At 32.7% G+C, this 22,299-nt stretch carries 24 protein-coding genes and 3 other annotated features (1 of these 27 only partly in view); of the genes, 17 read left to right on the top strand and 7 right to left on the bottom strand.

Annotation, left to right across the window (positions count from 1 at the left end):
• Positions 1-117 (top strand) — a binding site (T-box leader) (it extends 117 nt beyond the left edge of the window).
• A gap of 79 nt (positions 118-196) precedes the next feature.
• From cysK to C3E88_RS09700, 5 genes are all read left to right on the top strand, one after another.
• Positions 197-1,114: a cysteine synthase A gene (gene cysK / locus C3E88_RS09720; RefSeq protein WP_236909990.1), complete on the top strand. Its 918-nt coding sequence runs from the start codon at positions 197-199 to the stop codon at positions 1,112-1,114.
• Positions 1,115-1,118: 4 nt separating this feature from the next.
• Positions 1,119-1,664 carry a serine O-acetyltransferase EpsC gene (epsC, locus tag C3E88_RS09715; RefSeq protein WP_236909989.1) on the top strand — a complete coding sequence of 182 codons (546 nt, stop codon included), beginning with the start codon at positions 1,119-1,121 and terminating at the stop codon, positions 1,662-1,664.
• Positions 1,665-1,721: 57 nt separating this feature from the next.
• Positions 1,722-1,929 (top strand) — a binding site (T-box leader).
• A gap of 42 nt (positions 1,930-1,971) precedes the next feature.
• On the top strand, positions 1,972-2,964 hold the full coding sequence (trpS, locus tag C3E88_RS09710) for a tryptophan--tRNA ligase (RefSeq protein ID WP_236909988.1): 993 nt from the start codon (positions 1,972-1,974) through the stop codon (positions 2,962-2,964).
• 169 nt (positions 2,965-3,133) lie between these two features.
• A complete protein-coding gene (locus C3E88_RS09705) occupies positions 3,134-3,475 on the top strand; it encodes a PadR family transcriptional regulator (RefSeq protein ID WP_236909987.1) in 342 nt (113 codons plus the stop codon).
• A complete protein-coding gene (locus C3E88_RS09700; RefSeq protein ID WP_236909986.1) occupies positions 3,466-4,806 on the top strand; it encodes an FtsW/RodA/SpoVE family cell cycle protein in 1,341 nt (446 codons plus the stop codon). The genes C3E88_RS09705 and C3E88_RS09700 overlap by 10 nt, the downstream gene beginning before the upstream one ends.
• A 120-nt stretch (positions 4,807-4,926) precedes the next feature.
• On the opposite strand, the gene C3E88_RS09695 is transcribed toward C3E88_RS09700, so the two are convergent.
• Both C3E88_RS09695 and C3E88_RS09690 read right to left on the bottom strand, forming a co-directional pair.
• A complete protein-coding gene (locus tag C3E88_RS09695) occupies positions 4,927-5,895 on the bottom strand; it encodes a C40 family peptidase (protein WP_236909985.1) in 969 nt (322 codons plus the stop codon).
• Between the two features lie 144 nt (positions 5,896-6,039).
• Positions 6,040-7,050 (bottom strand): ABC transporter substrate-binding protein, encoded by a 1,011-nt coding sequence (locus tag C3E88_RS09690; RefSeq protein ID WP_236909984.1) that lies wholly within the window; start codon positions 7,048-7,050, stop codon positions 6,040-6,042.
• A gap of 136 nt (positions 7,051-7,186) precedes the next feature.
• Positions 7,187-7,403 (top strand) — a binding site (T-box leader).
• 51 nt (positions 7,404-7,454) lie between these two features.
• On the opposite strand from C3E88_RS09690, the gene C3E88_RS09685 reads away from it, so the two are divergent.
• The 4 genes from C3E88_RS09685 to C3E88_RS09670 all read left to right on the top strand — a co-directional run bounded on the left by C3E88_RS09685 (position 7,455) and on the right by C3E88_RS09670 (position 12,777).
• Complete coding sequence (locus C3E88_RS09685; protein ID WP_236909983.1) at positions 7,455-10,106, top strand: valine--tRNA ligase; 2,652 nt, start codon at positions 7,455-7,457, stop codon at positions 10,104-10,106.
• Positions 10,107-10,210: 104 nt separating this feature from the next.
• Complete coding sequence (locus C3E88_RS09680; RefSeq protein ID WP_236909982.1) at positions 10,211-11,506, top strand: bifunctional folylpolyglutamate synthase/dihydrofolate synthase; 1,296 nt, start codon at positions 10,211-10,213, stop codon at positions 11,504-11,506.
• 58 nt (positions 11,507-11,564) lie between these two features.
• Positions 11,565-11,783, top strand: a complete 219-nt coding sequence (locus C3E88_RS09675) for a hypothetical protein (RefSeq protein WP_236909981.1) — start codon at positions 11,565-11,567, stop codon at positions 11,781-11,783.
• Positions 11,784-11,844: 61 nt separating this feature from the next.
• The gene (locus tag C3E88_RS09670) at positions 11,845-12,777 is read left to right on the top strand and encodes a YncE family protein (protein WP_236909980.1); all 933 of its coding nucleotides are present in this window, start codon (positions 11,845-11,847) and stop codon (positions 12,775-12,777) included.
• On the opposite strand, the gene C3E88_RS09665 is transcribed toward C3E88_RS09670, so the two are convergent.
• Together C3E88_RS09665 and C3E88_RS09660 are read right to left on the bottom strand one after the other, a co-directional pair.
• A complete protein-coding gene (locus C3E88_RS09665; RefSeq protein ID WP_236909979.1) occupies positions 12,766-13,317 on the bottom strand; it encodes a DUF4364 family protein in 552 nt (183 codons plus the stop codon). The two genes, C3E88_RS09670 and C3E88_RS09665, sit on opposite strands and share 12 nt — an antisense overlap.
• A gap of 85 nt (positions 13,318-13,402) precedes the next feature.
• On the bottom strand, positions 13,403-13,606 hold the full coding sequence (locus C3E88_RS09660) for an alpha/beta-type small acid-soluble spore protein (RefSeq protein ID WP_236909978.1): 204 nt from the start codon (positions 13,604-13,606) through the stop codon (positions 13,403-13,405).
• A gap of 271 nt (positions 13,607-13,877) precedes the next feature.
• Between C3E88_RS09660 and pdaB the strand changes: the two genes are divergently transcribed.
• The 4 genes from pdaB (at position 13,878) to hpt (ending at position 16,375) form a co-directional block, all read left to right on the top strand.
• Positions 13,878-14,648, top strand: coding sequence for a polysaccharide deacetylase family sporulation protein PdaB (gene pdaB, locus C3E88_RS09655; protein WP_236909977.1), 771 nt, complete (start codon positions 13,878-13,880; stop codon positions 14,646-14,648).
• A 237-nt stretch (positions 14,649-14,885) separates the two neighbouring features.
• A complete protein-coding gene (locus tag C3E88_RS09650; RefSeq protein WP_236909976.1) occupies positions 14,886-15,548 on the top strand; it encodes a single-stranded DNA-binding protein in 663 nt (220 codons plus the stop codon).
• A gap of 151 nt (positions 15,549-15,699) precedes the next feature.
• A complete protein-coding gene (locus tag C3E88_RS12360; protein WP_272878528.1) occupies positions 15,700-15,825 on the top strand; it encodes a hypothetical protein in 126 nt (41 codons plus the stop codon).
• Positions 15,826-15,853: 28 nt separating this feature from the next.
• Positions 15,854-16,375, top strand: a complete 522-nt coding sequence (gene hpt, locus C3E88_RS09645; protein ID WP_236909975.1) for a hypoxanthine phosphoribosyltransferase — start codon at positions 15,854-15,856, stop codon at positions 16,373-16,375.
• A 28-nt stretch (positions 16,376-16,403) separates the two neighbouring features.
• Here hpt and dapB read toward each other — a convergent pair whose 3' ends face one another.
• The 3 genes from dapB to C3E88_RS09630 are packed head-to-tail and all read right to left on the bottom strand — an operon-like array spanning position 16,404 to position 19,045.
• Entirely contained in the window at positions 16,404-17,162 is a 759-nt protein-coding gene (dapB, locus tag C3E88_RS09640) for a 4-hydroxy-tetrahydrodipicolinate reductase (RefSeq protein WP_236909974.1), read from the bottom strand.
• A gap of 6 nt (positions 17,163-17,168) precedes the next feature.
• Positions 17,169-18,056: a 4-hydroxy-tetrahydrodipicolinate synthase gene (gene dapA, locus C3E88_RS09635; RefSeq protein ID WP_236909973.1), complete on the bottom strand. Its 888-nt coding sequence runs from the start codon at positions 18,054-18,056 to the stop codon at positions 17,169-17,171.
• 5 nt (positions 18,057-18,061) lie between these two features.
• On the bottom strand, positions 18,062-19,045 hold the full coding sequence (locus tag C3E88_RS09630) for an aspartate-semialdehyde dehydrogenase (RefSeq protein WP_272878527.1): 984 nt from the start codon (positions 19,043-19,045) through the stop codon (positions 18,062-18,064).
• A 150-nt stretch (positions 19,046-19,195) separates the two neighbouring features.
• On the opposite strand from C3E88_RS09630, the gene C3E88_RS09625 reads away from it, so the two are divergent.
• Genes C3E88_RS09625 through C3E88_RS09610 form a run of 4 tightly spaced genes read left to right on the top strand, consistent with a single transcriptional unit; the run spans position 19,196 to position 21,891 of the window.
• Positions 19,196-20,152 carry a type II CAAX endopeptidase family protein gene (locus C3E88_RS09625; RefSeq protein WP_236909972.1) on the top strand — a complete coding sequence of 319 codons (957 nt, stop codon included), beginning with the start codon at positions 19,196-19,198 and terminating at the stop codon, positions 20,150-20,152.
• Positions 20,153-20,195: 43 nt separating this feature from the next.
• Positions 20,196-20,384, top strand: a complete 189-nt coding sequence (locus C3E88_RS09620; RefSeq protein ID WP_236909971.1) for a small, acid-soluble spore protein, alpha/beta type — start codon at positions 20,196-20,198, stop codon at positions 20,382-20,384.
• Positions 20,385-20,408: 24 nt separating this feature from the next.
• Positions 20,409-21,152, top strand: coding sequence for an SIR2 family NAD-dependent protein deacylase (locus tag C3E88_RS09615; protein WP_236909970.1), 744 nt, complete (start codon positions 20,409-20,411; stop codon positions 21,150-21,152).
• 4 nt (positions 21,153-21,156) lie between these two features.
• Positions 21,157-21,891 (top strand): class I SAM-dependent DNA methyltransferase, encoded by a 735-nt coding sequence (locus tag C3E88_RS09610; protein WP_236909969.1) that lies wholly within the window; start codon positions 21,157-21,159, stop codon positions 21,889-21,891.
• The last annotated feature ends 408 nt before the right edge of the window (positions 21,892-22,299 follow it).

Below are 22,299 nucleotides of genomic sequence, written 5' to 3'. Positions count from 1 at the left end.
GTATAGTAGACTTAAACGGTAGTTCCCGTTATAGAACTAGAGTATACTAGTACTCGAATTAAGATGGGATAATTCTCAAACAGAGTGGAACCGCGAAGTTAACCTTTCGCCTCTGTATATTTATATATACGTGAGGTGGAAGGTTTTTTATATCTAAATTACAAGGGAATAAAAACGATAAATGGAGGTAATATATATGAAGTTTAATAGTATTTTTGAAACTATTGGAAGAACGCCATTAATAAGATTAAATAGCGAAGTGGAAGATAATATAGCAGAAATACTGGTAAAGGTTGAATCCTTCAATCCAGCAGGGAGTGTAAAGGATAGAGCAGCACGATATATGATTAAGGATGCAGAAGATAGGGGGATATTAAAAAAAGGTGGAACTATTATTGAACCGACTAGTGGTAATACTGGTATTGCCCTTGCTATGATAGGTGCAGCAAAAGGCTATAAAGTAATAATAGTAATGCCTGATACTATGAGCATAGAGAGAAAAAAGCTTATGGAAGGTTATGGAGCTGAAGTAATATTGACAGAAGGAAAATATGGTATGGCTGGTTCTGTAGAATTGGCCAATAAACTAGCTAAGGAAAAGGGTTATTTCATGCCAGATCAGTTTGGAAACATGAGCAATGTAAAAGCCCATTATGAAACTACAGGAGTAGAAATATTGGAGGACACCAAAGGAAAAGTAGATGCCTTCGTAGCAGGAGTTGGAACTGGTGGAACAATAACTGGAGTAGGTAGACGATTGAAAGAGGTAAATCCAAATATATTAGTAGTAGCAGTCGAGCCCCAAAAATCTCCCCTATTATCTGGTGGTAAAGCAGGTCCCCATGGGTTACAAGGCATAGGAGCTAATTTTGTACCGAGTATTTTAGATAAGGATATAGTCGATGAGATAATTCAAGTAAATGAAGAAGATGCTTACTTACAAGCTAAAAAATTAGGTAAGTATGATGGAATATTGTGTGGTATATCCTCTGGGGCCAATGTATTTGCGGCAACAAAGATTGGGGAAAAACTTGGTAAGGGGAAAACCGTAATCACTATTCTTCCAGATACTGGTGAAAGGTATTTATCGACAGATTTGTTTAATGGAGAGTGATATTATGATTAGATTTATCATAGATGAAGCTAAAAACATATTAAAAAAGGATCCAGCAGCAAAATCTTTATTCGAAGCTATATTTTGCTATCCTAGTCTAAAGGCTTTATTATACCATAGATGGAGCCACAAACATTATCTTAAAGAGAGATATACTCTAGCTAGGATTATATCCCAGAGAGCTAGACGCAAAACTGGCATAGAAATACACCCAGGTGCCAAAATAGGTAAAAACTTATTTATAGACCATGGTATGGGGGTAGTCATAGGGGAGACAGCTGAAATTGGCGACAATGTAACAATTTATCATGGGGTAACCTTAGGTGGAATTGGAGGAGAACCCAATGCAAAGCGTCACCCAACAGTAGAGGATAATGTGATGATAGGAGCTGGAGCTAAGGTATTAGGACCTATAACCATAGGAAGAGGGGCAAAAATAGGAGCCAACGCAGTAGTTTTAGAAGATGTACCTCCCTATACTACCGTAGTAGGCATACCAGGAAAAGTTATAAAATCCAATAGAGATGATTATCTTATGTATGTAATATAATCATTAACTATTTACTTTTAAGTACTATGGTGTATAATGTAAAATAACAGTTAAATATTAAATACGTTGAACAAGATTAGTAAACATAGTAAAGGTCTAAAGCGAATCAGGGATGGTGAGAGCCTGAGGATACTATTATGTTGAATGGACTTGAGAGTTAATATCTGAAAATAGTAGGATATTAGGGCTAATCTCCCTTAATAGATTAAAGTGGGCTATAGGCCAATTAGAGTGGTACCACGGAAGGAACCCTTTCGTCTCTTTTAGGGAGATGAAAGGGATTATTTATTTTATAGGAGGTATAAATATGGAAAGAAAAGTAGTGTTCAGTGGAGTTCAACCCTCAGGAGGGCTTACTATTGGAAATTATATAGGGGCTATAAAAAACTGGATAGAATTACAGGACAAATATGATTGCTATTATTCCATAGTGGATTTACATGCAATTACCGTGCCTCAAGTACCAAAGGATCTGAGAAGGAATACTTTAGAGGTATTGGCCATATATCTAGCTTGTGGATTAGATCCAGAAAAGTCTACCATATTCATTCAATCCCATGTGCCAGCCCATGCTGAACTGACTTGGGTACTCAATACCATATCCTATATGGGGCAATTAAGCAGGATGACTCAGTTTAAGGAAAAATCTCAAAGATCGGAAGAAAACTTGAATGCAGGATTGTTTACCTATCCGGTATTGATGGCTGCAGATATATTATTGTACCAGACAGATCTTGTACCTGTTGGGGAGGATCAAAAACAGCATTTAGAATTAGCTAGAGACTTAGCAGAAAGATTTAACAATAGATATAGCCCTACTTTCCAAGTCCCAGAACCTTTGATAAAAGAAGAAGGCGCTAGGATTATGAGCTTGCAAAATCCAGAGAGCAAAATGTCCAAATCCGATGAAAATGAAAATGGATATATATTGATATTAGATGAACCAGAGGCTATTAGAAGGAAAATAAAAAGAGCAGTAACTGATTCTATAGGAGAAGTAAAATATAATGATGAACAATTAGGCATTCAGAATCTGATGAATATATATGGTGTATTTTCAGGGGATTCTATCGAAGAAATAGAGAATAGATATGAGGGTATTGGATATGGTAAGTTTAAGGAGGACTTAGCCGATGTAGTCATAGAAGGTCTAACGCCAATTCAAGAAAGATATGATGAATTAATAAACGACAAAGATTATTTAGAAAAAGTATACAGAGAAGGAGCAGAAAAAGCTAGCTATATAGCTAACAAAACATTGAGAAAGGTATACAGAAAAGTAGGATTTATTCAAAGATAACTAAAATCTCCGTCCCCGGCACTAACTTACTAACTTATTTATGATAATAAGGCAAATCCATGGATTTGCCTTATTATTTTTAAATAGCTATTGACATAAATGAAATAATATTATATATTAATACCTAGATAGTCTATGCATAGGACATCTATGTATAGGAGGTGAGATTATGAAAATCGATAAAGAATTGTTGAAAGGTAGTACTACTACCTTGGTTTTAAGTTTATTAGAGGAAAAACCTATGTACGGATATGAGATCATAAAGGAAATGGATAGAAAATCTAATGGCATTTTTGAATTTAAGGAAGGGACATTATATCCATTGCTCCATGGTTTAGAATCTGATGGTTATTTAGAATCCTATTGGGACAAGGGAGAAGGAAATAGGAAGAGAAAATATTATTCCATTACATCTAAAGGAAAAAAACACATAAAAGTTAAAAAAGAAGAGTGGAATGTATTTTCAAAAACAGTGAATAAAATTTTAGGAGGTGAATATATATGGACTTGATGAACAATGAAAAGATAAAAGTTTATATGGATCTAGTATGTACCCAAATTAAATTTAAAGATATCCACGGAAATATTAAAGAAGAGCTGATAGATCATATGGATGGTATAGTAGAAGAAAACATGGAAAAAGGTTTTTCTTTAGAAGAATCTATAGATATTGGCATAAAACATATGGGAGATCCTTACATATTAGGCAAGGAGTTAAACAAGGTCCATAAACCAAAGCCAGAGTGGAGTATATTGGCTTTAACTTTAATATTTACATTGATAGGTATTTCAACCATTTATATATTAAGTTCAAGTGGGCTAATACCAGGTTGGAGCACTTATGGAATTATGAAAAACTCTATACTGATGGCTATTGCTGGTGTAGGAACAATAGTAGTATTATACTTTTTTGACTATAGAAAGATCAAACCTTTTTCAAAATACCTTTATATAGCAACTAGTTTACTTATTATAATGGGGAATATTGGAGGCACAGAAAACATATTTGTAAGACTTGGAATTTTTAGAGTTGCTATGGGGAGAGTTTTAGTCTTTAGTACAGATTTAAATTATATAACTCCATTTCTATATGCCATGGCTTTATCTGGAATATTTTCTGAAGAGCGTTGGCAAAAGAATAAAATTATTTCAAATTTGATAATTTTATTTCTACCTATAATTTTAACAGTAGCTTTTCAGTTGTCAGTAGTTACTCCTATAATAATGTATTTTACTATGGTTTTAGCTCTCATATATGTATCTGGAGGTAGCATTAAATATATATTAGGGAGCATAGGAGCTGGGGCTTTTGTAGTAGTTTTATCAATATTTAGCCAACCTCATAGAATTGAAAGGGTAAAAAACTTATTGAATCCCTTACGAGATCCATTGGGTTGTGGTTATATGAATGTTCAATTAAGAAAACTAATATCTTCAGCAAGTCTTCTAGGAAACAGGATGAATATAGATAAGACTGAAATACCTATATTGGATTCACCACAAATGCATACAGATTTTATATTTTCTTCTATCATATATGCTTTTGGATGGTTAGCTGGTATAACTATAATAGTACTATCCATTGTATTTTTTATTAGACTAATCAAAACTATAAAAAGTATTGAAGACAATTATGGGAGATTATTAGTGGCAACTTTTAGCGCTTTATTTATAATCCAATTTGTATACAATATCTTAATGATTCTAGGCGTAGCACCACTTGCAGGTATATCTATGCCCTTTATAAGCTATGGGACCACATTGAACATTGTAAACATGATAATGATAGGAATAATATCCTCAGTATACAGAAGAAAAGATATAGTAAATATTGATGCCTAAACATTAGCCTTTCCAAACCTTCGCTTCTCCAAATCTCCGTCCCCGGCACTAACTTACTAACTTATTGCAAATAAAATAAACCGGCTTCCTATAAGGAAACCGGTTTAATACTCTTCTATATTAATATAATCTTCTACCATAAGAAAAATGATTGTTATAATACCCAGAGCTTAAATCAGATATCATAACTCCTCCGCCTGCAGAGCTGGCATGAATAAATTTACCATTTCCTATATATATTCCTGCATGACTTGGGCCAGATTTATATGTGTTACTAAATATGACCAAATCACCAATTTGCAAATCTCCCTTGCTTACTTGTTGCCCAACGGTGGCTTGTTCCGCTGAAGAACGAGGTATGCTTATTCCATGTTGCTTATATACATAATAGGTAAAGCCTGAACAATCAAAAGCTGTGGAACTAGAGCTACCATAGGAATAAGCGGTTCCCATATGTTTTTTTGCTGTAGATACAATCTCTTGTCCTAAAGATAGATTACTTGAGCTACCCCTATTAGCAGAATTGGTTTTGTTCCTACGTTTGTTGCCTGCTAGTGCATCATTTATTGTTTGGATGGTTTCAGCACCTGCTATACCATCAACTTTAATGCCATGAACTTTTTGGAAATCCATAAGGGCTTGTCTGGTTTCAGCGCCGAAATATGTAGTGTACTCATCTATGTCTAAGAAACCTAAAAACTTAAGACTTTTTTGTAAGGCTTTTACATCATCTCCACTTACGCCTTCCTTAAGTATTCTACTGTATTCTATAGGTTCAATTTTCAAGAGGCGTTTTAAAGCTTTATGTGTATCTGACCCGTATATTCCATCTGCATTTAAGCCTTCAGATGATTGAAGCTTCATTACAGCATCAGCAGTTTGGTCCCCATAATATGTAGTGGTTTCATCTAGCTTAAGATAGTTTAATGTGACTAGATGCTCCTGAAGTATTTTTATATCCTCGTGACTCATTCCTTTTTTTAATATCTGATCTCCCAACTGAGCTTGTCCAAGTATTGGGGTAGTAAACAATATTCCTGATATAGTAAAGGCTATAGCTTTTTTCTTTAAAGATTTTATCTTTGGCATGAATATGCAACTCCTTTTTATAGTCTTTTACTTATACAATTAAGTATATAATAAAACAACAAAAAAATAAAGAGGAAATTGTAACTAATTTGTAACTTTTTAAATTTACTCGTTAGGGGCAGTTTTTTACCGCCCCTTACAAGATTACTTCTTTATGCTTTCCATAGCCTTTTTAGCAAATTTAGTAGTTACTATTTTATCATAATCTGCTCTTTTATCCAACTCTCCTGCTAATTCCATAATATCCATCATGTGATTTAGACCTTCTTCAGTAATTATCAAATCAGGTTTCCAGCTATCCTGTTCCCTATATCTGTCTATTAATGCTATCAAAACATCATCATCAGTATCTGGAAATTGTGGTTTAACAGCCTTAGCTATTTCTTCACTGGAATGATTTTGTACCCAAACCATTCCTTTATATATTGCGTTGGTAAAGCTTTGGACCATTTCTGGATCCTTGTCTAAAATACCTTTAGTAGTAGAATAACATGTATAAGGTATATATCCTGCCTCTTTCCCTATAGATGCTACTACATACCCCTTGCCTTCTTTTTCTAGAGTGGCTGCTACAGGTTCAAAAAGTGCTACATAATCTCCTTCGCCACCAACAAAAGCTCCAGCCATTACATCAAATTGGATATCTGTCCTAACATTTACATCTACCCCAGGTGTTAATCCATGCTCCTTAAGTACGTATTCTAAAGTCATCTCAGGCATTCCACCTTTTCTACCACCAATAATTTCTGTACCTTTAAGTTTATCAAAGGTGAAGTCCGGATCAGGTTCTCTACCTACTAAGAAAGAACCATCTTTTTGGGTTAGTTGGGCAAAATTAATTGCATAGTCATCCCTACCTTGATTATATACATATACTGATGCTTCTGGTCCCATAAAGGCAATATCCGCTTCTCCACTTAACAGGGCAGTCATACATTTGTCTGCCCCTTTACCATTAGTAAGCTCAATTTTCAGCCCTTCTTCTTCAAAAAAACCTTGGGTAATAGCTATATATTGAGGAGTATAGAATAGGGAATGGGTAACCTCGATAAGTCTAACCTTTTTAAGTTCATTTTTTTTACAGCCGACCAAACTAGTACTAATCAATAAAGCAAGTATTAATGTCAATGAAATTATTTTGAGAATCTTTGACATCATATCCCTCCTGTAATATTATAAAGTAGTAGCTATCTTTTATATTCATAATATTCGCCTTAAAGTATTTGGTGACAGTGATATTTTTCATTTGACAAGGGTATAATTTATATATATAATAATGTCTAACAATTCAATAAATGCAATGAAGAAGAGGAGTAGGTAAATATCCTATACAGAGAAGGGGGTCCAGAGGCTGAAAGACCTTTTTAGGCAATGTTTACTGAAGGTAGCTTCAGAGTATTTAAGCTGAAGATAGTAGGCTTAAACGGGATAACCGTTATCGATTAAAGGGTCATAGATTATATCTATGGAATTAAGGTGGTACCGCGAGCAAGCCCTTCGTCCTTATATAAGGACGAAGGGCTTTTATTTTGTAATGAATTAATGAGGAGGAATATAAGATGATTGAGAATTTACCTAAAACCTATAATCCCAAGGATTTCGAAGATAGGCTATACAAGTACTGGATGGATAGGAAATACTTTGTAGCGCATGTGGATAAGGATAAGAAACCTTTTACTATAATGATGCCCCCTCCAAATGTGACGGGGAATTTGCATCTAGGCCATGCACTTAACAATACTATACAGGACATACTTACACGCTGGAAGAGGATGGAAGGTTACGAAGCCTTGTGGCTACCAGGAACGGATCATGCTAGTATATCCACTGAGGCTAAGGTAGTAGAAAAGCTTAAATTAGAAGGAAAATCCAAGGATGAACTGGGAAGAGAAGGTTTCTTGGAAGAAGCATGGGAATGGACTAGAAAATATGGAGGAAATATAAATAATCAGCTGAAGAAGTTGGGAGTTTCTTGTGATTGGTCTAGGGAAAGGTTTACTTTAGATGAAGGTTTAAGCAATGCAGTAGAGGAAACTTTTATTAGATTATATGAGAAGGATCTAATCTATAGAGGAGATAGGATTATAAACTGGTGTCCAAATTGTAGAACAGCTATTTCCGATGCAGAAGTAGACCACGAAGATACTTTAGGAAGCATTTGGTATATAAGATATCCATTAAAAGAAGAGGAAGGATATATTACTATAGCTACTACTAGACCAGAAACCATGCTAGGAGATTTAGCTATTGCAGTAAATCCTGAGGATGATAGGTATAAACATCTAATAGGGAAAAAGGCTATTTTACCATTGGTAGATAGAGAAATCTCTATAATTGCAGATGATTATGTAGAGATGGAATTTGGTACTGGTGCAGTAAAGATAACTCCATCCCATGATCCAAATGACTTTGAAGTTGGAGAAAGACACGGATTAGGCCAATGTATAATAATGAATGAAAGAGCTATTATTAATGAAAATGGTGGAAAATATGAAGGACTAGATAGATATGAGGCAAGAAAAAGAATAGTAGAGGATTTAAAAGCAGGAGACTATCTAGTAGAAATTAAAGACCATGATAATAGTATTGGACATTGTGAAAGATGTAGGACAACAGTAGAGCCTCTAATATCGAAACAGTGGTTTGTAAAGATGGGACCCTTGGCTAAGCCAGCTTTAGATGCATATAATGAAGGGAAACTAAGTTTTATACCTGAAAGATTTGGTAAGATATATACCCATTGGCTTGAAAACATTAGGGACTGGTGTATTTCTAGACAATTGTGGTGGGGACATAGATTACCAGTGTACTATTGTGAGGAATGTGACGAAATAATGGTTTCCAAAGAGAAACCTGAAAAATGTACTAAGTGTGGAAGTACAAAAGTATATCAAGATCCAGATACGCTGGACACTTGGTTTTCATCAGCCCTATGGCCTTTTTCTACACTAGGTTGGCCTGAAGAAACAGAGGATATGAAGTATTTCTTCCCTACGGATGTATTAGTAACTGGATATGATATCATATTCTTTTGGGTAATTAGAATGGTATTTTCAAGTCTAGAACAAACTGGAGAAATGCCATTTAAGGATGTGTTTTTAACAGGCCTAATAAGGGATTCGGAAGGTAGAAAGATGAGTAAATCTTTAGGAAATGGAATTGATCCTCTAGAAGTAATAGATGAATATGGTGCAGATGCATTAAGATTTACTTTAGTTACAGGAAATTCTCCTGGCAATGATATGAGATTTTATATGGAAAGGGTAGAGGCTAACAGGAACTTTGCAAACAAATTGTGGAATGCAACTAGATTTGTATTGATGAATTTAGATGAAGAAGTAGTAAATAAGGACATAGACTTAAGTACATTGGAAGAAGAGGACAAATGGATATTGTCAAGGATGAATACTGTAATTCTTGAAGTAACTGAAAATCTTGAAAGATACGAAATAGGAATATCCGCTCAAAAGATATATGATTTTATTTGGGATGAGTATTGTGATTGGTATATTGAGATAGTCAAACCTAGATTATATGGAGATAATATAATGAGCAAAGAAACTGCTCAGATGGTACTGCTACATGTATTGGAAAACATATTAAAATTACTACATCCATTTATGCCTTTTATAACTGAGGAAATATGGCAACATCTACCTGAAAGGGATGAAGCCCTAATAGTTAGTTCTTGGCCTATTTATAGCGAAGAAAATAACTATCCGGAAGCAGAAAAGAGAATGATCTATATAATGAATGCTATAAAAGGTATAAGAAACGCAAGGCAAGAGATGGATATAGCTCCTTCTAAAAAGGCTAAAACTATATTTGTAACTCAGGATGATAGTATAAAGGATACTATAAATTATGGAAGAGGATACTTCATCAATCTAGCAAGTGCTGAAGAGATAGAAATCCTTGAAGACAAGTCTACTTTAGGAGAAGATAATATATCCGTTGTATTAGACAGATGTGAGGTATATATACCTTTAAAGGATCTAATAGACTTTGACAAAGAAATGGAAAGGCTAGAGAAGGAAAAGGAGAAGCTAGAAGGAGAGCTAAAAAGAGTTCGAGGGAAATTATCCAATGAAGGATTTGTTACCAAGGCTCCAGAGCATGTAGTAGAAGGGGAAAGGGAAAAGCAAAAGAAATATGAAGATATGATGGAAAAGGTATTAGAGAGACTTGAGGCTTTAAGGGCCAATAAATAGATAATAGGGTGGATTGGAATCCACCCTAAATAAATTTTTATTGTTTATTATGCAAAAATGATTTAAAATTGGTATAAAAGCATATGGAAAGAAGAGGAGATAAAATGAATTATAAAGAAGCTTTAAGCTACATAAATGATAAAAATAAATTTGGTTCAAGGCTTGGATTAGATACTATTGGGAAACTTTTAGATCTACTAGGAAATCCTCATTTAGATATGGATTATATCCATATAGGAGGAACTAATGGTAAGGGTTCTACTGCTTCTTATATAGCTACTGTATTAGGCGAAGCAGGATATAAGGTAGGACTTTTTACTTCGCCTTTTTTAGAGAGATTTAACGAGAGGATATCCATTAATGGAGAGGATATTCCAGATGATAGATTGGCAGGTATTACCAAGAGGGTCAAGGATAAAATAGAAATAATGCTAAAGGAAGGTTACGAGCATCCTACAACCTTTGAAATAGTAACCACTATCGCTTTTGTATATTTTAAGGAAGAACAGGTAGACTATGTAGTCTTAGAAGTAGGATTAGGAGGGAGATCTGATTCTACAAATGTTATAAAAAATTCTTTAGCTTCTGTTATAACTACTATAGATTATGATCATATAGACGTATTAGGGGATACTTTAGGGAAGATTGCTTATGAAAAAGCTGGCATAATAAAGGAAGATGGTCTTGTGATATCTTATCCCCAGCAGGGAGAAGCTTTAAAGGTATTAGAAGAAGTAGCTATAGAAAAAAGTGCTAAGTTGCTTGTATGCCCCATGGATAAGATTAGGATTAATAGATTGGATGAATATGGTGCAGTATTTGATTTTGAATTTAATGGTAAAGTTTATGAAGATGTTGAAATAGCTTTATTAGGAGAATATCAAGTATATAATGCTGCTTTGGCTATGTATACCATATTAACTCTAAAGGATAGGGAATGTATTCATATTACAGAAAAGGAGATCAGGGATGGCTTCAAAAAGACTAAATGGAAAGGAAGACTAGAGATAATAAATAGAAATCCTACTTTTTTAATAGATGGAGCTCATAATCTTCAAGGAGTAAATAATTTATCTAATAGTTTAAAGATGTTTAATTATGATAGATTAATATTAGGAATGGGGATTCTTAAAGACAAGGATGTGGAACATATGGTGGAGGTTCTCTCTCCTTTAGCTGACCAAATAGTGATAACTGAGGTAAATATGCCTAGAAAAATGGATGCATACGCCCTTGAAAAGATAATCAATAAGTATAATAAGAATACATTTATTGAAAAGGATATTGAAAAAGCTATAGGTAAAACTTTTGAATTGGCAGATGAAGATGATCTAATCGTATTTGCAGGTTCCCTATATTTGATAGGCGATGTTAGAAGGATATTAACTCAGAACAAATAGTTATATGTAACCCTTCTGTAGAATAAACATATTTATATATTCTATAGGAGGGTTTTTTATGAATAAAATAAAATTAAATCCTTATTCAAATTTGACCAATGAACAATTAATCGATTTTACGATTGAAGAGATGGATAGATTGAAAGTTTTATCAAAAGGAGAAAATATAAATGAATATCAAAAAGGTGTATCTATAGTCAATCAATTGATAATTGAGGTAAAAAGGAGAAATCTATCTTTAAACAGACAAAAGCTAAGTCGTAGAATTTTATTGTAATTATATCACCTAAGTCCATTATATAGCATAGATTGATTTATATATAGTGGATGGAGGTGAAATGTTGAAACAGATAGGGAAAATAATAGTTGCTAATGCTGGAGATGATACTTTAAGCTGTATTGACTTGTCCAGCAAGAAGTTAGACCATATTATTCATTTAAAAGACTTCAACAACAAGGATAATAAGTCAATAGCTAATAGCCCTTCAATTGGGCCTTGGGAGATGATATACGATGGTTTACAGTTTGCATACTGTACAAATGCCTATGACAATTCAATATTCAAAATAGATATCAAAAGGGGAAAGATCATTGATATGATATACGTAGGGAGTTTTCCTACCTGTATACGATATTTTGATAATCATCTTTTTATAGCAAATAGCGATTCTAATTCTATATCAATAATTGATGAGAAGAGATTCTCTTTAGTTGAAAATATACCTGTAGGTGAAAAGCCTACAGATATAGAAATCGATGAGGTTCGTAGGAAGGTATATGTAGCTAATAGCAATGGATATAGTATGAATGTTATAGATTTAGAAGGACAGAATAACGAAACAATAAAGCTTAATAACAATCCAGTAAAAATGATATTAGATGGAGAATATATGTATATTCTATATAATGTCAATAATAGTATAATCAACAATAGTAATATTTCCTTAATGAATTTAAAAAATTCTAGAGAGAATGAATTGATAGAGCTAAAGGGCATATTTACCACTATGTTAAAGATAAATAGTGAGGAAATTATATTTATAGCAAATATAGACAAGGGATACATTTATAGGATGAACATTGAAAAAAGGAGTCTATCAAGCAAAACCAAATTAATGGGAATGCCCAATAAGATGGAGTGGGATGGAGATGACACCATATATATTACAGATATATCGAAGGATATATTATATTTATTTAGTATAAAAGCAAATGACATAATAAATCAGATAAGAGTAGGAAGGGAGCCAGGGGGAATACTAGTTATTTAATGGCGCAACCTCATCGTCTGCTAACATATTTAATATATTTTTAAATATATATTCTGTATTATCTTTCCAGGTATCACAGATTTTTTTGGCTTGTTTTGCAGTTGTTACGTTTAGGTATAGACTAAATAAGGTATCCTCATTTTCCACTAACTTTAGATTGACAGTATATTCATATTCATCTTTTTTGAAATATTCCCCTATAACTTGTGTTGCTCTTTTTTCTATATTTTTTTGTTCTATAAACTTATTAGAAATATCAACTTTTATATTTGTTGGAATTCTATCCTCAAAATAATACAATGTGACTCTTCCCTTATCTAGTATTATATATACTTTTTTGTCTTCTTTATTCGCATATTCAATAAATTTAGAGTTTACAAGTTCTGATAAATATTGTTGAATCAGAAAATAATTCATATAATTGTTTTCCAGTACGAATTCAGTAATTTCCTCATTAGTTAAAGGCTTTTCAGACTTATCAATTATATATAATAATAGTAATTTGTTTTGGGCAAGTTCTTCAGTGTTTTCTACAAACATATTTGACACCTCTTTAAAATAATATAACTCATTAAATTATATCATATAAAAGAGGTAAGTGGAATTCCACTTACCTCTTTTTGAACTACTTATTTGACAATTGTCTCTGAGCGTTTTCTACAAGTCTTTTTACCATATATCCACCAACATAACCATTTACCCTTGAAGGTAAATTACCTTTGTCTATACCATCATAATTATTTAATCCCAATTCATTGGCTATTTCCAATTTTAGCTGGTTTAAAGCTTCCCTAGCTTCAGGGACCACAATTTTATTGTTATTAGCCATTTTGTTTCCTCCTTTACAACAACTTTTTTAGCTGCTGTATTATTATAATAACCTTTTATATTAAAAATATTATGCTATAAAATTTCCAGTTTAGTATTATTTTAAGCTAAATTTATGTAAGTAATTACAATGAATTTTTTAGATATTCAAAGGAAAGATATTAGTATAGAAGTAGTAATTAAATTTATTTACCAAATAGTATTTTTGGTAAAGTAATATAAAAAGAAAATAGGAATAAATTGTATTAATAGAGATTACAGGAGGGGATATATTGAATAGGGAATATAATAAAAATCATATGTTTTTTAGAGTACTGATAGTTATATTTTTAGTTATGATTTCAATAATCTATACGGGTATTAAAACTAACACCAATATAGCTGAAGTATTTTCTTATAAAAAGGAGTTGCCAATATATAGTGTAGAAACAGAAGAAAAAAAAATAGCCATTAGCTTTGATGCAGCTTGGGGGGATGATTATACTTTGGAGATATTAGATATATTGGACAAATATGACATAAAGAGCACCTTTTTTCTAGTAGGATTTTGGGTAGATAAATATCCTAAGCATGTAAAGGAAATATATAATAGGGGTCATGATGTAGGCAATCATTCCACAAATCATCCTTATATGACCAAATTGTCTGATGAAGAGATTATCAAGGAGTTAAATATAACAGGGGATAAGATAGAAAAGATAATAGATGATAAACCTACTCTCTTCAGACCGCCTTTTGGAGATTATAACGATAGATTGATCAATGTATGTAGAGATAATGGATATTATGTAATTCAATGGGATGTGGATTCGCTAGACTGGAAAGAGATGGGAGTTCAACCAGTTGTAGATAGAGTTACAAGGAATGTTAGAAATGGTTCCATTGTATTGTTTCACAATAATGCAAAATATGTGCTAGAATATCTTCCTATCATTATTGAAAGATTACAAAGTGAAGGATATGAAATAGTACCTATTTCCCAATTGATATATAAGGATAATTTTTATATGGATAATACAGGTAGGCAGATTCAAAACGAATGATACAATACATTAAGTATTTTAATGACCAGTTAAGTTTAAGACTAACTGGTTTTATTTTTGAGTGGAATCTTTTACAAATATTTGATAAAATATTATCAAATTGTTGCTTCATTTATATTTATACGAAAGCTAAGGAATCTATGTCTATACAAAAATCACAATCATATTAGTTGGCACCTTGGAATAAATATAGTTATAGATTAAAAAAACACAAGAATAAGGGGGAGATGACTATAAATGGTTAGCAAATTGATGGATACTAATTCGGTAAAGATAATAGGAGAGATTGTTACACCACTGGAATTTAGCCATGAAATGTATGGAGAAGGATTTTATAATTTTGAAGTAGAAGTACCTAGGTTGAGTAATTCTGTAGATATTTTGCCAATTACCATATCTGAACGGCTTATTGTTGATATGGATCTATCTGTAGGATGTGTTGTAGAAATATATGGGCAATTGAGATCCTATAATCGATATGTTGATAATGTTAGCCGTTTGGTGTTAACTGTATTTGCCCGAGATATTATTTTGTTGGTAGAAGAGGATGAGATAGAAGAACTATTAAAAGATCCCAATGAGATCTATTTGGATGGTTACATATGCAAGCCTCCAATCTACAGAACAACACCCTTTGGTAGAGAAATAGCCGATCTACTTATAGCTGTAAATAGAGCATATAACAAATCAGACTACATACCAGCAATAGCCTGGGGAAGAAATGCAAGATTTTGTGAGAAATTATTGGTTGGAGACCATATCAAGTTATGGGGAAGAATTCAGAGCCGGGAATATCAGAAAAAATATGACAACGATAAGATTGAAACTAAAGTAGCCTATGAAGTGTCCATATCTAAATTGGAGTATATTGAAAACGATAACAACAGAAAGGATTTATAAGGAAAGGTTAATCAAATCATGCTTTTCGTTTATCCAATGGTTGAACAAAAGCATGATTTTTTTGTTTAACCTAGTCCATAAATATGTTATAATCTACACAACAAAACTATTTATCGTTAACATTACTATAATTATAGTAAGGAGAGTATAGATGTATATTGAAATAATAATCATTTCAGTGCTATTAATCATATTGATAAGCCTCCAGCTTACTTTAAATAGCATACTTGTAGAGTTAAAAGAGATAAAAGAAATATTAAAAAGAAAACTTCAATAATAAATATTCTAAGGAAGGGAGATAAAAAATGGACTTAAACAAAAAACCAAAAGTACTTTTTAGCGTTGAGGAGATATCAAAAAGAGTAAAGGAATTAGGAAAGGAGATATCCAAAGATTATGAGGATATAGTAGCAATATCCTTATTGAGGGGAAGCTTTATATTTGCCGCTGATCTAGTGAGGGAAATAGATATCCCTGTAAATATAGACTTTATGACTACCTCTTCCTATGGCCACGATGAGGTATCTCCAGGAGTAGTGGAAATAATAAATGATATTAGAACGGATATAAAGGGAAAAGATGTATTAATTCTTGACGACATAATCGATTCAGGGAATACTATGAAAAAGGTAGTAGAATTTATCCAGATGAAGGAACCAAAATCCATTAAAATTTGTTGTATGCTGGACAAGCCAAGTAGAAGGCAGGCTGATATAAATCCCGACTATGTAGGCTTTACTATTCCAGATGTATTCATAGTAGGCTATGGTCTTAACTACGGAGATTATTACAGGAATATACCCTATATTTTTACTTTTGATGAATAAAAAAACCTACAGGATAACCTGCAGGTTTTTATTTGTTGATAATATCGTTCATATTATACAATCCATTATTTTTATCTACTATGAATTTAGCAGCAGTTAAGGCGCCTTTAGCAAATACGTTTTTAGAAGAGGCACTATGTTTTACTTCGATAACTTCATCTAATCCAGCAAATAGCACGGTATGCTCTCCTACTATTGTTCCTCCTCGAACGGCATGAATACCTATCTCATTAGAGGATCTTCTATTGGTTTTAGTATGTCTACCAAAGGTATATAATTTATTGTTATCAAACACCTTATTGATCTCGTTAGCTATCATGTAGGCTGTACCACTAGGGGCATCTACTTTTTTATTGTGATGTTTTTCTATCACTTCGATATCAAAATCCTCATCTAGAACAGAAGCAGCTTTTGATACTAAGGATAGCATAAGGTTTACTCCTAGAGACATATTAGCTGAGTAAAAAATAGGAATTTTTTCAGCAGACATTTTTAGTTTGTTTATTTCATCATCTCCATACCCAGTTGTTCCAATTACCAAAGAAGTATTGTTTAATACTGCATATTCTAATAGATCATCTAGAGATGATGGATGGGAAAAGTCGATTATGACATCACATTTGTTATCAAAATCCAATATATTATTATATACATCTATCCCTTCTTTATGAGAAGAGGCATTTCTATCTATACCTCCTACTAGTTCCATATCATCCCTATCTAATATTTGCTTACTGATAACTTGCCCCATTTGACCTAGATAACCGTTAATAACTACTTTTATCATATATTATTACCTCCTAATTTCCATGCCATATGATTTCAATTCATCTATAAGCTTTTGTCTATTTACATCAGACATATTGGTTAGAGGTAATCTACAAGGGCCTACTTCCATACCTAATACATTCATGGCTTCCTTAATAGGAATTGGGTTTACTTCGATGAATAGAGCATCTATTAGTGGTTTCATATTCAACTGTAGTTTTCTAGAAGCTTCCATATCTCCACCGAGGAAAAATTTCACCATATTGTGGGTATCCTTTGGTAGTATATTGGCAACCACAGATATTACCCCATGACCTCCTAAGGACAATAGAGGAACTATCATATCATCATTTCCTGAATAGATATAGAAATCATCACCTACTAATCGGGCGATTTCAGCAACCTGTGCTATATTGCCACTAGCTTCTTTTACACCTTTAATATTAGGGTGTTTAGCTAATTCAAATAGAGTCTCTGGCAGTACATTTAACCCCGTTCTACCAGGAACATTATATACTATAATAGGTATATTCACCTTATCAGCTATGGCAGTGTAATGATCTATTAACCCTTTTTGAGTAGTTTTATTATAGTAAGGAGTTACTATCAATAGACCATCAGCACCAACTTTTTCTGCATATTGACTTAGTTCAATGGAATGCTTGGTATTGTTACTACCTGTCCCAGCAATTACTGGAATTCTCTTGTTTACCTTTTCTACTGTAAATTTAATAGCTTCTTTTTGCTCTTCGTCAGTCATAGTGGCAGATTCGCCAGTGGTACCACATATTATTATGGCATCTGTGTTTTCCGAAATATGCCATTCAAGTAATTCACCAAGTTTTTCAAAATCAATGCCTTGATCGTTAAAAGGGGTTACTATTGCAACTCCAGAACCTTTAAACATAATCATACCTCCTATTTACTTAACAATAATTCAGCTATTTGGATAGTATTAGTAGCAGCACCTTTTCTGCTATTGTCAGCTACTATCCAAAGATTCAAACCATTTTCTAAACTAAAATCTCTTCTTATTCTTCCTATATACACTTTGTCCTTTCCTTCTGATAGAATAGGCATAGGATAAATATTGTTTGCTGGATCGTCTAGTATTTCTATTCCAGGGAAACCTTTGAACATTTGATAAATATCGTTTAATTCAAAGTTTTTTTCTAATTCAATATTTGCCGATACAGCATGACCATACTTAACCGGTACTCGTACAGTAGTAGCAGTTATCTTAATGTCTTTGTTGTTTAGTATCTTCTTAGTTTCTTCTATCATCTTCATTTCCTCTTTTGTATAGCCATTTTCGAGGAAATCATCGATATGGGGTAGTACATTGAAAGCAATGGGATGAGGGTACTTTTCATGGAAAGGCTCTGATAAACCTCTTTCTAAATCATTAAGTCCTCCTACTCCTGATCCTGATACCGCCTGATAGGTGGAAAATACTACTCTTTTTAATCCATAACTATCATCTAAAGGCTTTAATGGTATAACTGATTGAATGGTAGAACAGTTTGGGTTTGCTATTATCCCTTTATGCCCATCTATTGCTTTAGCATTTACTTCTGGTACTATTAAAGGTACCCATTCTTCCATTCTCCAAGCACTACTATTGTCTATTACTGTAATCCCTTTTTCTTTTGCTATAGGGGCAAACTTTTTACTTATACTGCCTCCTGCAGAGAACAATACCATATCCATCGGTCTATTAAAAGAATTTTCTCCTAATTCTTCTACTATATATTTATTATTTTTAAAATTAATTACTGTGCCTTTGGATTTTGATGAAGCAAATAGGTATAGCTCATCTACTGGGAAATTTCTCTCTTCCATGACCTTTAGAAAATTTCGTCCAACCATACCTGTAGCCCCTACTATTCCAACATTTACCATATAAATAGAACACCTCCTATAATTAATAATACTAATAATACTAATATACTAATATATATGATATAACAAAATATATGTTAATAGAAGAGTATATTTGATTTTAGTTATTAAAAAGTATAAAATATATGAAAGAAAGGGGAAAGGTAAATTATGCCGAGAGATAAAAACACGCCATCAATTTTAGAAGCCAATATATTATTTTTATTTATTGCTTTATTATTATTAACATTAGGGGCAAGAGCTCAGTATAAAGAAATATACACTGGATTATTGATTACGGAATATTTAATTATTTTTATGCCAATATTATTGTTTTTAAAGCTTAATAACTATTCAATTAGTCATACTTTTAGACTAAACAAGGTAAATTTCAAACAGATATTATTGACTATATTAATAGTACTATCTTCCTATCCCGTTGCGGTATTTTTTAATTTTATAGGATTGACTTTATTAAATAGGTTTACCCAGATTAGACCAAATCCTATACCCATCCCCTCAAATCCAAGGGAATATATATTAGGCTTTTTAATAATCGCCCTAACTCCTGGCATATGCGAAGAAGTAATGTTTAGGGGATTGATAATGACATCTTATGATAGTTTTGGAAGGAAAAAAGCCATTATATACTCAGCTATATTATTTGGAATATTTCATTTTAATGCACAAAATCTATTGGGACCAATTTACTTAGGCCTATTGTTTGGAATAATTGCATATAAGACAGATTCTATCTATCCTACCATTATTGGGCATACGGCAAACAATACCATAGCTTTGACTATTGGATATTTTGCTACTAGAGCTGAACAGATAGTAGAACTGAATATGGAAAATATAAATATGCCTGAGATGGGGGAAATGGTAGCAGCTTTTTTTGGATTAGGTGTGCTGGCTCTTATATTCGGATTTGTATCTTTTAAGTTGATAAGATTAATGCCTACTAGAGAAAATAATGAAGTTTTAGAGATAAATACCTTTATCCAAGGGGAAAATCTATTAGAGGATTTGGATAACAAAAAAGGCATGAGTATAATGGAAGCATTTCCCATATTCATAGTCATGATCATATTTATCATATGGAATTATAAATTTTTGTTTATATAAGAATAAAAGATTCCATCCTTTCTAATACTAGAATATAGGAGGGATGGATTTGAAAAAGAAAAAGAAGGAGCCAACATTAGAAGACAAATTGAAATACGAAATAGCCGAAGAACTAGGCTTAATGGATAAGATAAACCAGGTTGGCTGGGGAGGTTTAACAGCTAAGGAATCTGGTAGAATAGGTGGTTTGATAACGGTAAGAAAGAAGGAATTAGAGAAGAAGGGTAAATAGTTGTATAAATAAGGGGGCATTTAAGTGAGTTTAGAAGATATAGACAAGGCTGCAAAGCTGATTAAGAATTCATCTAAAACCATGGTGTTGACTGGAGCAGGAATTTCCACAGAAAGTGGTATACCAGATTTTAGAAGTCCGAGTACAGGTTTGTGGGAAAATATCGATCCTATGGAAGCCCTATCTACACCAGTATTGCGTAAGGATCCAGAGAAGTTTTATAAGGAAGGATTTAATATATTACTGGATATGACCCATGCTGAGCCAAATAGGGCCCACAAGGCACTGGCTGAGCTGGAAAGACTAGGCTATATAAAGGGAGTTATTACGCAAAATATAGATAATTTACACTATATGGCAGGCTCAAAATACATTTTAGAAGTACATGGTAATACTAGGGAAGGCTATTGTACTAGCTGTGGAGATGTGGTGGATTTAAATGTATTGACCACCAAGGTCAATAGTGGAGAGATTCCACCTATTTGTGATAATTGTCAAGGCACCCTTAGACCTAGTGTGGTATTGTTTGGAGATATGTTGCCTGAGGAATTTAATATTGCAATCAGAGATGTAGAGAGTAGCGATCTATTGATTGTAATTGGGTCAAGCCTTATGGTAGCACCGGTAAACTACCTTCCACAGATGGCAAAAAAATTAATAATAATAAATATGGGACCTACGGCTATGGATGGATTTGCTAACGTAAAGATTGAAGAAAAAGCAGGGGATACTTTAGAAGCCATAATAGAAAAACTGACTGAGGAGTAAAATTATGTACGAAGAATTTGCTTATATTTATGATGATTTGATGACAGATGTAGATTATAAGGTTTGGTATATGTATATTGAAAGCATATTTAACAGATTTGACTATAAACCTAAAGACATATTGGAGTTGGCTTGTGGCACAGGAAACCTTACCTATTACTTAGCAGATGCTAGATATGATTTAACCTGTATCGATATATCTCCAGATATGTTGAGCATTGCTTACAATAAATTGAATAAGTTTAAAAATGTAAAGTTACTAAATCAGAATATGGTAGACTTTTATATAAACCAAAGATTTGATGCCATAATCTCTGCCTGTGACAGCATCAACTATATAGAAAATGAAGGGGATTTATTAAATACATTTAGAAATGTAAAGAAACACCTAAAACCTGGAGGAATGTTTATATTTGATATAAACTCCTACTATAAATTAAAGCACATCATCGGGAACAATACATTTGTAGAAGATAGGGAGGATATATTTTATACTTGGCAAAATTATTTTGACGAAAAGAATAGTATAGCTGAGTTTTATCTCACTTTCTTTGTAAAGGATGAGGATGAGAAGTATATTCGATTTGATGAAACCCATATTGAAAGGGCTTATAGAACTGAAGAGATAAACTATCTACTAGAAAAAGCATCTTTTAATACTATATTTTGCTACGATGGATTTTCCTTTGAAAAGCCTAAGGATAGATCAGAAAGGATTACCTTTATAGCTATAGCTTAATAAGAAAAGTCCCATGATACCACTAATTTATTTGTTGTCACATGCAACTTTAAGTCAAATATGCTTTTCATTTGATTCATTAGTCAACAGTATTTTATTAGTCATCTTTAGTAGAATAGTTATCGATAGTTAACATCAAGAATGATAGGGAATTGTTAAAAATATTCTAGTTTATTAGATGGATATATGGAATTAATTCAATATTAATATATAAAATATATTTCCCATAAAAATTAAAGAATAATTGATGAAATATTGGGGAATATTATTTGACAAGGATATCCTATTTGTGATAGACTTAATTAAAGGTAGATGATACATAGGACTCATCTATTAAATTGTTGTATTGGAGGAATGTTTTAAATGGTAAAAGGTACTGTAAAGTGGTTTAACGCTACAAAAGGTTAT

The organism is Clostridium sp. Cult3 (genome assembly GCF_021655115.1).
Taxonomy (GTDB): domain Bacteria; phylum Bacillota; class Clostridia; order Tissierellales; family Tepidimicrobiaceae; genus PPXY01.
The sequence above is the reverse complement of the archived record's forward strand: the minus strand, read 5'-3'. Positions and strand labels throughout refer to the sequence as shown.

Bases quoted from the DNA above. Each gene is read 5' to 3' on its own strand.
- cysK (WP_236909990.1), top strand. From the start codon at position 197: ATGAAGTTTAATAGTATTTTTGAAACTATTGGAAGAACGCCATTAATA.
- epsC (WP_236909989.1), top strand. From the start codon at position 1,119: ATGATTAGATTTATCATAGATGAAGCTAAAAACATATTAAAAAAGGAT.
- trpS (WP_236909988.1), top strand. From the start codon at position 1,972: ATGGAAAGAAAAGTAGTGTTCAGTGGAGTTCAACCCTCAGGAGGGCTT.
- C3E88_RS09705 (WP_236909987.1), top strand. From the start codon at position 3,134: ATGAAAATCGATAAAGAATTGTTGAAAGGTAGTACTACTACCTTGGTT.
- C3E88_RS09700 (WP_236909986.1), top strand. From the start codon at position 3,466: ATGGACTTGATGAACAATGAAAAGATAAAAGTTTATATGGATCTAGTA.
- C3E88_RS09695 (WP_236909985.1), bottom strand. From the start codon at position 5,895: ATGCCAAAGATAAAATCTTTAAAGAAAAAAGCTATAGCCTTTACTATA.
- C3E88_RS09690 (WP_236909984.1), bottom strand. From the start codon at position 7,050: ATGTCAAAGATTCTCAAAATAATTTCATTGACATTAATACTTGCTTTA.
- C3E88_RS09685 (WP_236909983.1), top strand. From the start codon at position 7,455: ATGATTGAGAATTTACCTAAAACCTATAATCCCAAGGATTTCGAAGAT.
- C3E88_RS09680 (WP_236909982.1), top strand. From the start codon at position 10,211: ATGAATTATAAAGAAGCTTTAAGCTACATAAATGATAAAAATAAATTT.
- C3E88_RS09675 (WP_236909981.1), top strand. From the start codon at position 11,565: ATGAATAAAATAAAATTAAATCCTTATTCAAATTTGACCAATGAACAA.
- C3E88_RS09670 (WP_236909980.1), top strand. From the start codon at position 11,845: ATGTTGAAACAGATAGGGAAAATAATAGTTGCTAATGCTGGAGATGAT.
- C3E88_RS09665 (WP_236909979.1), bottom strand. From the start codon at position 13,317: ATGTTTGTAGAAAACACTGAAGAACTTGCCCAAAACAAATTACTATTA.
- C3E88_RS09660 (WP_236909978.1), bottom strand. From the start codon at position 13,606: ATGGCTAATAACAATAAAATTGTGGTCCCTGAAGCTAGGGAAGCTTTA.
- C3E88_RS09650 (WP_236909976.1), top strand. From the start codon at position 14,886: ATGGTTAGCAAATTGATGGATACTAATTCGGTAAAGATAATAGGAGAG.
- C3E88_RS12360 (WP_272878528.1), top strand. From the start codon at position 15,700: ATGTATATTGAAATAATAATCATTTCAGTGCTATTAATCATATTGATA.
- hpt (WP_236909975.1), top strand. From the start codon at position 15,854: ATGGACTTAAACAAAAAACCAAAAGTACTTTTTAGCGTTGAGGAGATA.
- dapB (WP_236909974.1), bottom strand. From the start codon at position 17,162: ATGATAAAAGTAGTTATTAACGGTTATCTAGGTCAAATGGGGCAAGTT.
- dapA (WP_236909973.1), bottom strand. From the start codon at position 18,056: ATGATTATGTTTAAAGGTTCTGGAGTTGCAATAGTAACCCCTTTTAAC.
- C3E88_RS09630 (WP_272878527.1), bottom strand. From the start codon at position 19,045: ATGGTAAATGTTGGAATAGTAGGGGCTACAGGTATGGTTGGACGAAAT.
- C3E88_RS09625 (WP_236909972.1), top strand. From the start codon at position 19,196: ATGCCGAGAGATAAAAACACGCCATCAATTTTAGAAGCCAATATATTA.
- C3E88_RS09620 (WP_236909971.1), top strand. From the start codon at position 20,196: ATGGATTTGAAAAAGAAAAAGAAGGAGCCAACATTAGAAGACAAATTG.
- C3E88_RS09610 (WP_236909969.1), top strand. From the start codon at position 21,157: ATGTACGAAGAATTTGCTTATATTTATGATGATTTGATGACAGATGTA.